At 26.4% G+C, this 14339-nt stretch carries 10 protein-coding genes; 1 reads left to right on the plus strand and 9 read right to left on the minus strand.

Annotated features, from left to right (window positions below):
* The first annotated feature begins 155 nt into the window (after positions 1–155).
* Entirely contained in the window at positions 156–1412 is a 1257-nt protein-coding gene (locus KGF46_RS11900; protein WP_227829553.1) for an MFS transporter, read from the plus strand.
* 289 nt (positions 1413–1701) lie between these two features.
* Here the strand turns inward: KGF46_RS11900 and KGF46_RS11905 are convergent, their stop codons facing one another.
* From KGF46_RS11905 to KGF46_RS11945, 9 genes are all read right to left on the minus strand, one after another.
* Positions 1702–2406, minus strand: coding sequence for an ABC transporter permease (locus KGF46_RS11905; RefSeq protein ID WP_227829554.1), 705 nt, complete (start codon positions 2404–2406; stop codon positions 1702–1704).
* On the minus strand, positions 2399–3127 hold the full coding sequence (locus tag KGF46_RS11910; RefSeq protein WP_227829555.1) for an ABC transporter ATP-binding protein: 729 nt from the start codon (positions 3125–3127) through the stop codon (positions 2399–2401). Before KGF46_RS11910 ends, KGF46_RS11905 begins: the two co-directional genes overlap by 8 nt.
* A 381-nt stretch (positions 3128–3508) precedes the next feature.
* Entirely contained in the window at positions 3509–5812 is a 2304-nt protein-coding gene (locus KGF46_RS11915) for a glycoside hydrolase (protein ID WP_227861991.1), read from the minus strand.
* 47 nt (positions 5813–5859) lie between these two features.
* Positions 5860–6753, minus strand: coding sequence for a glucosaminidase domain-containing protein (locus KGF46_RS11920; RefSeq protein ID WP_227829557.1), 894 nt, complete (start codon positions 6751–6753; stop codon positions 5860–5862).
* Between the two features lie 217 nt (positions 6754–6970).
* Positions 6971–9268, minus strand: a complete 2298-nt coding sequence (locus KGF46_RS11925; RefSeq protein ID WP_227861992.1) for a glycoside hydrolase family 65 protein — start codon at positions 9266–9268, stop codon at positions 6971–6973.
* A complete protein-coding gene (gene pgmB, locus KGF46_RS11930; protein ID WP_227841560.1) occupies positions 9265–9945 on the minus strand; it encodes a beta-phosphoglucomutase in 681 nt (226 codons plus the stop codon). The genes KGF46_RS11925 and pgmB overlap by 4 nt, the downstream gene beginning before the upstream one ends.
* Before the next feature lie 113 nt (positions 9946–10058).
* Complete coding sequence (locus tag KGF46_RS11935) at positions 10059–10943, minus strand: hypothetical protein (RefSeq protein WP_227861993.1); 885 nt, start codon at positions 10941–10943, stop codon at positions 10059–10061.
* Positions 10944–11169: 226 nt separating this feature from the next.
* Positions 11170–13053, minus strand: coding sequence for a glycoside hydrolase family 13 protein (locus KGF46_RS11940; protein ID WP_227861994.1), 1884 nt, complete (start codon positions 13051–13053; stop codon positions 11170–11172).
* Between the two features lie 272 nt (positions 13054–13325).
* The gene (locus KGF46_RS11945; protein WP_227829562.1) at positions 13326–14147 is read right to left on the minus strand and encodes a histidinol-phosphatase HisJ family protein; all 822 of its coding nucleotides are present in this window, start codon (positions 14145–14147) and stop codon (positions 13326–13328) included.
* Positions 14148–14339 lie beyond the last annotated feature (192 nt).

Below are 14339 nucleotides of genomic sequence, written 5' to 3' on the forward strand. Positions count from 1 at the left end.
ATACTATATATTTTTAATAGATATAATACCTTTTATTTAAACTAAAAATATAATTTTAAAATTATAAATTAAGTATATCTATTGACTTCTTATTTATAATTGATTATAATCTTTATAGACCGACGGTCAGTCTTTAAAAGTGAGGTGTTCTAAAAATGCAAGATTTAAATAAAATGAATAGTTGTTTTAATAAGAATTTTAATCTAATAGTACTTGGTCAAATTATCTCTATACTTGGTTCATCGTTGTTAAGATTTGGACTTTCCACTTATATTTTAGATACGACAGGACGTGCAGACATATTTGCAGCTTTATATGCAATATCAAACATACCTCTTTTATTTTCTCCAATTGGTGGTGCAATAGCGGATAGATTTAATCGTAAAAATTTAATGGTCATCTTTGATTTTATGAGTTCGATTATTATTTTTACGTTTATTTGTCTTCTTTCCTCTTTAAACAATTCAATTATATTAATTGGGGTTATTATGGTACTATTGTCAATTATTAGTTCTATGTATCAACCTACTGTGCAGGCAAGCATACCTTTAATAGTAAATGAAAAAGATTTAGAACAAGCAAATGGAATTGTAAATGGAATTGGCTCTCTTTCAAGTATGTTTGCTCCTGTTCTTGGAGGTTTGTTGTATGGTCTTATTGGAATTAAGATGCTTCTTATTACAAGTTGTATTGCATTTTTTCTATCCGCAGTAATGGAAATGTTTATTCATATACCTTTTAATAAAAGAGAAGTTAATGGAAGCATAGTATCAACAATAGTCAGTGATATGAAAGAAGGATTTTCTTATGTTATAAAACAATCTTATATTAGTAAAGCCATGATTCTAGCAGCTTCTTTAAATTTATTTTTGACTCCATTCTTACTTGTAGGAATACAATATATTTTACGTATAACAATGCATAGTAGTAATAATATGTATGGCATAGGGATAGGAATTATTGAATTTAGTAGTGTTTTAGGTGCACTTTCAATAGGTATGTTTGCTAAAAAAATGAAAATGAATACATTATATCGCTGGTTAATGTTAATTAGTATTTTGATGATACCAATGGCCATTTCTGTTTCACCTTCAATGCTTAAACTAGGATACTATCCATCTTTTATATTACTATTTATTTGTGTTATACCTATAGCCATGTCTATGACAATTATTACTATATTCGTTTTAACTATTGTTCAAAAACAAACTCCTAATGAATTATTGGGGAAAGTAATGGCTACTATTACAGCTGTATCACAGTGTGTTGCTCCAGTTGGTCAAATTATGCATGGAAAATTATTTGAAGTTTTCAGTTCTAGAGTTTATATACCTATAGTATGTATGTTCATAATTATGCTATCAATTTCAATCCTTGCTAAATATCTGTATAAGAATGAATCAAAGGCATAAAATATAAAATAATTAAAAAGGATTTAATTCTTTTATAAAAAGCCTATAGTAAAAGGGCATATTTAAAGTTTTAAATTTATTTATTAATATTGAGATAACAAAAATGCTAAATCAAGTAATTAAAGTAAAATAAACATACTATTTATAATTATTTTTAAATATACAAACTGATTGGAAAACATACTTTAATCATCTACAAAACGGTAAAAAGCAACAGATAAATAAAGTATGACACCTTATTATTATCTGTTGCTTTATTCATTAGAACTATCTTTAATTAAATATACAATTATACTTCTATGTCTTCGACTTTTGAGATAAGCCATAAGTACGAAAGTACAGCTAATACTGCTGCTACTATCCAGACAATAATAAAAGGAATATATGTGTGAATCATAGTTGTTACAATGTTAGCAGTGCATGAGGCAAGAATAACAGAGGCTATAATCGTTGTTTGAATGGAATATTTTCGAAATCCAATGCTAGCAGAAATTACACCTATAAATAAAGAGAATACAGCACACAAAATTGTTTCAATGATAATCTTAAAAAACAATCCAAGAGTAAAATTATCAGAAATCATAGGAAAAATAGCTTCTGTCATCGTAAATATAAGTAGGGAAATAATCGTTCCAATCAACATAAAGCTCAAACATAATGTAGCTATTAATACAATCTTTGAGTTCAATAAAGTCTTTCGATTTATTGGATAAGTAAAAATTAAAATTGCATTTTTCCCAGAATATTCTTTTATAACAAATGTGGAAAACAATGCAGATGATAAAATGGCATAAGCTACCATTTGTAAAACGTTAGTGATTACCCAAATATTATGGTAATTAGAAAACTCAGCAGAATCTGTGTCTCCTCCTAAATAAGCAATCATAGCAAATGTATATAAAAATCCTAATACACATAAAGTAATAATACCCATGGCATTAAGATAAGGGCGAATTTTATTTTTTTTTAGTTCTAATTTTATAAGTTTATACACAGTTGTTTCCTCCATTCATTATTTCAAAAAAATACTCTTCCAAACCATTGGGAAATTCTTGTTTTACTGTAGACATAGGAATTTCTTTTAAAATACTTCCATTTGAAATAATACCTATTGTATCAGCTATATACTCTATTTCACTTAATATATGACTTGAAATAATAAGTGTCATATCATATTCTTTTGCAAGTGTTTTGAATAAATCACGCATTTGTTTTATTCCCATAGGGTCAAGACCATTGATAGGTTCATCAAGTAAAAGAATATCTGGATTATGTATGATTGCACGAGCAATCCCCAACCTTTGCTTCATACCCAAAGAGAACTTACATACCTGTAGCTTTCCAGTATTTTCGAGTCCTACTTTTTGCAAAACAGCATTTATATCTGCACCAGAAAAATTCATGTAAGCGTTATGTATCTTTAAATTTTCCTCCACTGATAAATGTTCATAAAAAATAGGTGTTTCTATAATACATCCAATTTTTCTTAAAATATTATTACGATTTTCTGATATATTCATATCAGAAATCATTATATTCCCAGCGGTTGGTTTTAATAAACCAGCTATCAATTTTAGTACTGTAGTTTTTCCAGCTCCATTTGCACCCAAAAATCCATAAATACTTCCTTTCTCTACATTTATGTTACAATGTTTGATAACCTCTTGATTATCAAATACTTTTACCAAATCTTGAACTTTAATGATTGTATTCATTTTCGTTAATATTTTCCTTTCTCTATGAATCAGTCTTTGTTTTTAGTGTTTATTAAACATTTCAAATTTGATTCTTTCATAAAATAATATCACTTCAAATAGACAATATGATGTCTTATTTAAGAATACTATCTTTAATTCAAAAAGTCAATATATTGTCTAAAATAAAATTTATATTTATTAAAAGGTACAATGGGTAGGGTATATGTTGGAATAGTTCAGATATTTAATATTACTTGGGCAAGGTTTTCAATATTAAAAATGATATAAAAATAGTGACTATCTTAATTTTAATAATTAAGATAGTCACTATTTTGTATAGTCTAATTAAATATCATTTTATTTTATATGTGAGTTTAATAGAATTTATTTTCATTAAATCTATTGTTCTGGTTTATAAATAACTTTCTTATTATTATCATATATTACCAAAGAATTTGACTTTACAATTTCATTTTCATATTTAACATCTTTTCCAGAAAAATTAGCTACTACTTTTAAATCCTCTCCATATTTAGTCATTTGAACTAATCTATCATCAGAAATAAACTCAAAGTCTGTCATTTCTCTTTTAATAGCCTTTTTATTAAACTCTGACCATACTTTATCATGAGAAATTATTTCATCTTTATGTTTTTCCCATTCAGTTCTATCTATATAATACATAGGTGGTGTATTATATAATACTTCTTTCATCATTCTACTTCCAACTTCATCCTTAATTTTAAAAGTTCCCCATAACCATTGATGAGAAGATACAACAGAATCATTATAAACTAATCTAAATAAAGGTAAAGAATAAGTTGGGTCTATAAATATTTTTTTGTATTTTTCTTTTACAGGTATCTGTTTCGAAAAGACTTCTGGTACTCCTCCTGTTGGAGAATAGTATCTGCCAACATAATATTCACTTTCTTTGTTCTTGCTCATATCTTTATCTACCCAAGCAAATGCTGGTGTCTCAAGCCCATGTGCAAATGCTATAGTACCACTTGCAAAGTCATTTCCTCCTTCTGAACCTATAACCATATTAGCATTATCTCTTATATACGACATTCTTTCGAGTCTGGCTTTTAAATCTTGTGACTGTGTTGTTATATGATTTGGAGAATAATCATCAAAAATTTCTCCTGTAGCATCACAGTCTATAAACCAAGAATTAAATTTATACCCTTCATCCAATATACTTTTTACTCTCTCTTTTACACTTGGTAAAGACAATGTAGGATTTAGTTGTCTTCCTTCTCCTTGAAATCCAGATTCTTTTTCACCTTTTTTATTTTCTATAGTAGCATTTTCATATAGTGACTTATCTTTAAATGCTGCCGTACTCCATTTTTCTTCCCCTGGCTTGTGTATAGAATGGTATGAATCATATGGTCCTACAAGATAACCTAAATCATTAGCTCTTTTGACTATCTCTGGTGATACATAACCATCTTCCATATCATCAAACCCTATCCAAGCATTATCAATACCAGATTTATTCATATCATTAATTACATCAATTGTATTATATCTTGCCCATGTATCAATTTTATTCACACTATCCCCTAGTTTTGACTTTAATAGCTTCTTGTTAAACTCTATAAGTTCTACTCTATTTAATTTAGATATTCCTTTATCTAATACTTTTTTTATTTCTTTATCATTACTATCAAAAACCTTACTATTATAAAAAGTATTTAGTTGCATAACTTGATTAAACGCTTGAACTATTTGATTTTTTTGATATTTATCTATATAATCTTGATTTCTTATCTGGTCAAGTACAGTTATAAATTCACTATTATCAGGTTTTTTACTTAAGAGTTCTTTCATCCAATTAATTAAATCGTCTGATAAATTTTTCTTTAATTTGTCCCATTTAATATCACTTACTGTTATTATAGATTTGTCTGCAAAATAAATCTGTGGAGCTCCATAAAGCTTTTTAATGTTTTCATTATCCTTAGATTTCTCTTCTAATGTTTTAAACCCCCCTTTATCAACTATATAATTTTTATATGTTTTGGCTACATCTGTAATATTTTTGTCAGTCAAATATATCTTAAATCCATACTCTTTATTTTTATTTATACTTGGATATTCATGTGTAAATGTAAAATTAATTTTATCTTTAGAATTAAATTTAATCTCATTATTAAACTCATTTTCAATAATATAAAGCACAGAATACTTTGTCTTATTTACTGCAAAAAACTGCATTGAAAAGGATTCTATGACATTGTAAGCTGATTCATTTAAATGCTCTTTCCAGTACTTATCATTACTTGGTATAAACTTGCCTTCATAAAGTGGTAACACATAACTTTCGCCTTCAATTCTTGGCCAATTAAAACTAGCTTCTTTTTCTGAATTAGATTTAATGTCTACATCTAAATAGCTTTTCTCCTTTTTTATATTTATGTCTATGTTTTCATCAGGATATGTCCATGATGTCTCTGTCTTCGTCTTTTTAAAATTTGACACTTTCCTTTCTTTTAATGGTTCAGATATCTTTTCCTTTAAACCATTAGATTCTACTGATACCTCAAAAGTTTCTGGTTTTACTTCAAAATTAAAATCCAGATTTTTGACATTATACATAGATGATGTGTCATTAATCACCTCACTACTACTACATCCAGTGATAATAGTTGCAATAATTATACAACTTGTAAATACCGAGAATATTTTTTTCATAAAAGCCACCTCCTCGATAAATATATCATCATTATGTTACGTCAAGGTTACATTTTACTTTGAATTTCACTATCTATTAATTGAAGATTATATTGTTGAATTAATTCTATTAGACGTTTTGCATATATGTTATTTCCACTTTCATCTTTTGCAGTGCTATAACCTGCTTTTTCTAATGCTTTAGCTTGATAGATATATGTTTTTGCATCAAATACACCATTGGCTTTATATCTTTTATTTGTAGCTAAAAATTTTGCATGGTCTTTTATAGATTCACTTTTAGCATCATATATTCTAAATTTATCATCTATAATTGTATCTAAATGTTCTTTTGTTTCTAAAGTAACTGATTTTCCTTTCCAATAGGCATCGGCCTTTATACCAAATAAGTTATTATACTCTTTCGCTAAACTTGATTTACCCCAACTAGATTCAATTATTGCTTGTGCAATAGTTATAGATGGCAGTATTTTATAATTTTTATAGTTTTGTATAGCTGATGTTTCAATCTCATTAATAAATTTCATATATTGTGTGTCAGATTTTAATCTTTCTGGCTTTATGCCATAATCTTTAAGGTCCTCTATATAATCATTAACCAATCTTTTTTGTTTATTATTAAATTTTAACTCATTTAAAACACTACTTAACTTTTCCACTTTATTATTTTTAGAAAAATCTTTAACAAATAAATCTGATACTTCTTTTATTTGTGAATCATTAACTTTTTCTAACTTATTTTTATTTAATACAGCAATAATGGAAGCTACATACTTCCAATTAACTTGTGCATTATTTTCACTTGCTAAATCAGCATATTCTATATACTTACTAACATCTATATCATCCTTATTTATCTCTTTAATTGAATATTCTTTTACTAATACCCCTATTCCAACTACTATTATTAGTATTGCTACAATGAACTTCTTATTCTTCATAAATTATTTCCTCCCTTATATTCTCTACAGAATACAATATACCCTACTTTTGTTACATATTCTTTACGAAATTATGAAGATTTTATGAAGATTTATGTAATATATTTAATTTAAAGCACGATTATTGTTATAATATATAGGTTTGCATTAAATAAAAAATAGTTAAAATAAATTTTAAATTAGATAAATTTATTTTAACTATTTATACAATAAAACATTATTTTAATTTATTTCTATCAATCTCTATAGATTTTTCTAATATATACTCTTTTCCATATACAATAATTCTTATTAGTTTTCCCTTTAAATTTTCTATCTTAATTAAATTACTATATACATCAACATTGATATTATTATCTCTATAATTTATATTAAAAGAATAATTCTTCCATTCTTGAGGCAACCTAGGCTCAAAAGATAGAGTTTCATTCCATGTTCTCATACCTGCAAATCCATGTACAATGGAAAGCCATGAGCCAGACATTGAGGTTATATGAAGACCATCATTAGTATCATTATTATAATTATCTAAATCAAGTCTAGCTGTTCTTGAGTATAATTCATAAGCTTTTTTTAGGTTATCTACTTCAGAAGCGATAATAGAATAAACACTAGAAGATAAAGAAGATTCATGTACAGTATATTTTTCATAAAAATCAAAGTTTCTCTTTTTTTCTTCTTTAGTAAACCTATTTCCAAAATAATAAATTCCTTGTAACACATCTGCTTGTTTTATAAAGCAAGACCTAAGAATCTTATCCCAAGACCATTTTTGATTAAGAGGAAGATTCTCTTTTGACAAATCTTTTACCTCTATAAATTCCTTATCTAAAAAATTATCATTCTGAACTATTATTTGTAATTCTTCATCATATGGCAAATACATTTTCTTTGATATTATTTTCCAGTCCTCAATTTCCTCTCTACTTATATTATTTCTTTCAATACATTCGCTGTACTCTTTTTCTAACTTTAAGACATTTTCTATAGCATATTCCAAACACCACTTGGCTATATAATTAGTATACCAATTATTATTAATATTGTTTTCGTATTCATTTGGGCCTGTAACTCCATGTATCATATACAAACCTTTTCTTGTAGATAAATGTACTCTGCTAGCCCAAAATCTAGCTACTTCTATTATTACATCTATACCCTTTTCTTTTATATATTCAAAATCACCTGTATAATTTGTATAATTATATATTGCATATACTATACTTCCATTGCGATGAATCTCTTCAAATGTTATCTCCCATTCATTATGACATTCTACTCCATCAAAAGTAACCATTGGGTATAAGGCTCCCTTAAGTCCAAGTTTTTTTGCATTATCTTTTGCTTGCTTTAGCTGATTGTATCTATATACTAAAAGATTTCTTGCTACACTCTTATCTGCCACACCTAAATATACTGGAAGACAAAATGCTTCTGTATCCCAATAAGTAGCACCTCCATATTTTTCACCAGTAAATCCTTTTGGCCCTATATTTAATCTTGAATCTTCTCCATAATAAGTCGAGAATAGTTGAAATAGATTATATCTTATACCTTGTTGACTACTCTTATCCCCTTCTATCTTTATATCTGCACTTTCCCATCTTTTATTCCACAATTTTGTATGTTTATTTAAGATATCTTCGTAATCTTTAAATATTTCTATATTTAAAATATCTTCACATCTCTTTAATAACTCATTTTCACCATAATCTCTAGTAGAAGTTATTGTTACATATTTTTCTATTCCAATAGTTTCATTTTCTAAAATATCCATTGTTATTGAATTTTCACAGTAATTATCAGTACTTAAATAAGATATATCATCTACTTTACCTCTTGTTTTAATATGCATCATTGCACCTACTGTAAATATTGGTGTATTAAATGTATTTTCTTTTGTACGTGAAAGTATCTTTCCTCTATATTCTGAGGAACTTGAAGAAACTGCATTCCAAAATTCTTCTTCATAATTTGAATCTTCATTTTTTATATTTGAATCTAAGTATGGAATAAATTTTATTTTAGCGCTAGAATTCAAAGCTTTTATATCATACTTTATTACAGCTAATTCCTTAACTGATATGCTTAAAAATCTTGTTATATTAGCTTCAAATTTTTTGCCATTAATATTCACAGTAAATTTGCGCTTTAAAATACCATTTTTCATGTCTAATTCTCTATAAAAATTTTCAACATTACATTTTGCAAGGTCTAACTCTACACCATCTATGAAAATTCTTATCCCTATATAATTAACTGAGTTAGGAATTTTACCAAAGTATTCTGGATATCCATTTTTCCACCATCCAACACGAGTTTTATCTGGAAACCATACTCCAGCTATATAAGAACCTCTATGACTATCTCCGCTATATCTTTCCTCATAGTTTCCTCTCATACCCATATAACCATTGCCTATACTCATTATAGACTCTGCTAATCTATTTTCTTTAATTTCAATCTTGTCTTGTATAATTTTCCACTCATTTATATTATCAAACAAACATTTCATATAACGCTCCTAACTATATACTTATTATACTCACTTAATATATACTTAAAATTTAACTGACTTGTTGAATTTACAAGTAAATTTGCTTTTTTTAGATTTTTATAATCTCCAACTCCAACAGAAAACATATTAGCTGAGTTTATAGCATCAATACCTGCACTTGCATCTTCTATACCTATACAATTTTTAGGATTTACACCAAGCCCCTTTGCTGACATGAGAAATATATCTGGATATGGTTTGTTGTTCTTACATTTTGATGCATCCGCTATGAAATCAAATTGGTCACTTATGCCTAGATGTTTTAATACATTTGTGGCATTCTTACTTGCAGAAGACAATCCTATCTTTATATTATTAGATTTTATATCATCAAGTAAATTTTTTATACCTGGTAAAATATCATTTGAAGTTATCTTGTTTATTAAAGATACATAATAGTTATTTTTGTCTTCAGCCATTTTCATTTTTTCTTCTTCCGAAAATGAATCTTTTTTATATCCATATTCTAGTATTTTATTTAATGATTCCATTCTACTTATACCCTTTAAAGACTCATTAAATTCCTTATCTATATCTATACCAATCTCATCAGCTAGTTTTTTCCAAGCTAAATAATGATAATCTGCTGTATCTGTAATCACTCCATCTAAATCAAATATAAATGCTTCAAGCATTCCTATACCTCTTTCTCTATAAGGATTTTTTAGACTAATAATTAATTTATTTTGCGTCTATATCTCATATTTTAGATATTCTTTTATATTTTAAATATTCTTTATAGAACTATTCAATCTAATTCACTCTTTAATTCAAAACCCACATCTATTTCACTCTCTTGCACACCATATTTTTTTATCACTCTAGAAAAATTTGACCACATCTTTCCAGAAAAAGCATTTAAATAATTTATATTGCAAATAAATTTCCCATCTTCAATTTCTTTCTTATATAGTCGTGGTCCCACTATATATACAGGAAACATAGCCCATGCTTTTTCCCCTCTGTATTTTTTTATAACTTTTGTATAATTTTCATTCTTCATAATACATACTAAAAATACACATACAAACGGATTTTCTTCAATATCTATACCAAAAGAAAAAGATATATCCTTTCCAAACTCTTTTTCTATTTTACACAAATCCTCTTTAACCTGTTTTTCAAGTTTTCGTGAAGCTTCATTACAAAACTTTTTAATTTCATTAGATTGAATTGGAATCCAAAGTGGCATATCTGATATATAATCTATACTTTTATCATCAAATAGTAATTCTCTTCGCTTCATTTCAGCTATAGCAGACAGATAATTTTTATCAGATATAAAAAAAATTGCAATTTTATTATTATCTACATATATTTTAACTGGACATTCCTGCTTCTTATTATTTATTGAAATTCTAGTAATATCACGATATGAATACTCTTTTTCACGCCCTATGAATTTACGAACTTTAATATTATATAAATCAAAAATAATATACTTTCTTGTATATTTGAGAATTGAAGTTAATCCATATATTGTAAGTGTAATAGTAATTACTAATATGTAATACTGTTTAATATATACACAAAATACACTTAATACAATCCCAATTGATAAAAATATCAAACCTAAAATTAAATTTACACTACTAGACTTTACTGTAAATATATATTCTTTATAGTCATTCATGTTTTCCCTTCCCTCTACTTATTCAGTAATTCTCCTTTTTATTAAATTACAAAATAATTAAAAACTTCAATATTTATTTTCATCTAAATAAAAACTTTTCTTAACAAGTTTTATTACAAATCACCTGTATATAAAATTATACTAAATTCATTTATTATAATTAAAGATACTTTATTTAAATAATATAAAAAGTTATAGTTAATTTTAAATCAAGCACATTGTTACATTATTTTAAAATAATAAACTCGTATTTTTTTAATGTTATTTCTTCCTTTAAATCAATTATCTTTTCTTCATATAAATCTTTTACTTTTCTATTCATCAAGTAATCTGGTAACTTTAAGATTAAATCTTTGGATGAATTATTTATTATTACTGTAATAGATTCTTTTTTTAATATAATTGTTCCATTTTTTTTATCTGATAGTATCCACTCATTTGATACAGTTCTAAGCTCTCTATTTGATTTACGAAGTCTAATAATCTTCTTCATAAAATCAAGTATATCTTTATTCCATTTTTCCTCATTCCATTCCATACATTTTCTTTGTCCTTCAGATACTGGACTTAGTTCTCCTTGCATTCCTATTTCATCACCATAGTATATACAAGGACTTCCTGATTGTATAAACATAAATAAATGCGCAAGTTTAAATTTACCTATATTACCATTTGCATAAGTCAATATTCTAGTAGTATCATGACTTCCAAGTAAATTAAAAATAACTTCATTGACTTGCATTGGATAGCTTACTATTACATCATTTATCATATATTTAAATTCTTCAGCATTTATCTCATTTGTACAAAAGAATTGTTTCATAGCTTCTGACATTAAATAATTCATAACTGAATCAAATTGGTCTCCCATCAACCATGGTAAACTTCCATGCCAAATTTCTCCCAATATGTATATATCAGGTTTTATTCTTTTAATCTCTTGTCTAAATTTTCGCCAGAAAGCATGATCTACTTCATTTGATACATCCAATCTCCATGCATCTATATCAAATTCCTGTATCCAATACCTCCCTACACTCAATAAGTATTCTATTACTTCTGAATTTTCTGTGTTAAGTTTCGGCATGTATTTTTCACACCCAAAAGTTTCATAAGGTATGTTTTTTTCATCTATTTCTTCTATTGGAGTATCAACTTTACTCATATCTTTTATATAAAACCAATCTTTATATCTCGAATTATCCTTATTTTTAACTACATCTTGCCACTGTTTAGAATAATATCCTATATGATTAAATACAGCATCCAACATTATTTTTATATTTCTTTTATGTGCTTCTTCTATCAGTTTTTTCAAAGTAGCTTTATCACCTAAGGTAGGGTCTATTTCCATGTAGTCCATCGTATCATATCTATGATTAGTTTTTCCAACTGTAATAGGACAAAAATAAATTCCATTTACTCCTAAATCGCTCAAATAATCTAGGTGGTCTATTACACCTTGTAAATCTCCACCTGTAAAATTATCTCTTGTTGGAATAGCTCCCCATATATCTACTCCTTCTGGATTTATAGATGGATTTCCATTTGCAAATCTATCAGGAAATATTTGATACCAAACAGTATCCTTTACCCAATTTGGGACTTTAGGTATATCTATATGATTCAAATATGGATATCCAAAAAAATTACTTATTTCACATAACTCTTTCTCATCATTTTCGTTTCCTAATTTTATTATCTTTTTTTCTGTAAATAAAATTTTTTCTTCTTGACCTTCTATTATAAATCCATACCTTGAACGTTTATTTAAAGGCTTACACTCAGCTATCCAATAATCAAATAATTCTGTTTCTACTTCTTTGTTCATCATTATATTTGTTCCACCAGACCAACCAAGTCCAGATGCATTTAGATTCCCTCCTCCTGCACCTCCTTTGTCCCATACATATTGGTCTCCTATCCTTAAGGTCACTTTTTTTACCTCATTTTTTTTAGTTCTAATTCTTATATGTAATGTTTCTTTATCATAGCCATAAGCATAGTTGCTCATTGGTATATGTAATATAGCTTCTTTTGTTAAAGTTTGTTGAGTTGATTCTGTGATTTGATTGTTTAAAGTTATATTTTCTTTATTTTTATTAGACAACTTTATCCCTTCTTTCTAATAATTTACATAATTTAAAGATAGGTCAATATATTTAACTATTATATCATAATAAAAAGATATAATAGTTAAATATCATAACAATAGTTTTCTAAGCTACAATAATCATTTTTATTAAAATAAATCTTATCTTTATTATTTTTTTGCAAAATAAAAACCTCTAGTATTTTCCTAGAGGATACAATGTCATACTATTAATTTTTATACTAACTTTTAAATTATTTAAAAAGACTTATCTATGCTATATTAGCTCTCTATGCTATATTATTAGATTTAACTTTTTCTATGTTTAAAAAATAAGTTTCTCTCTCTTTAAATAATGATACATATTTAAAATCAAGATATTTAAGCATATCATAAGCCACATCAAAATCTTTACATATATCTTCTACTCTATGAGAGTCAGAACCTACAGTAACTATAAAACCTCCAAGTTCTCTATATCTTTTTAAGATATCTTCATTTGGATGTATGGCATTTAATCCATATCTATAACCAGATGTATTTAACTCTATTCCACTTCCATTATTAATTATTGACTTTAAGACTTCATCAATAACATCTTTAAAATCATTATATATTACTCTGTTATCTGAATATATCCCATATCTAGATATATAATCTAAATGTCCATATATATTATAATCTTTAAATTCATGATTAGTTTCAAGTATGCTATTAAAATATTTATAATATGCATCTTCTTTGCTAAGTCCTTCAAAGTATTTTTTCGATGGAACAGGTACATTATCAATTGTATGAGTTGAGCACAATATAAAATCAAAAGGATGTGAATTTATTACATCTTTTATTTCATTTTTTAAATGTTTTCTATATCCTACTTCAACACCTAATAATAACTCTATATCCTTTTTATACTTTTCTTTTAGTTTATTAAACACTGGGACATAGTTGTTATAATCTATACAAAATCCCTTACCTTCATCATGCTCTAAATGGTCTGTAAAAGTTAAATATCTAACACCTATACTTATAGCTTTTTTTATTGTATCTTCCATTGAATCCTTTCCATCACTTGAAAAATTAGTATGAATATGATTATCAATTAAATTCATATTATCCCTCCCTTTATTTTATCTACCTTAATTATACTACAGGTTTATTGTATACAATTGTTAAAAGAAAATGATAATAGTTAAATTTTATTTACAATACTTCCTCTTTAAAGAAATACCTTATTTTTATACAAAAAAGGAAGTGTCTGAATTGATTTTATAAAATCAATTCAGACACTTCCTTATTAATAT

It is taken from the genome of Clostridioides sp. ZZV14-6153, assembly GCF_020657855.1.
Taxonomy (GTDB): Bacteria; Bacillota; Clostridia; order Peptostreptococcales; family Peptostreptococcaceae; genus Clostridioides.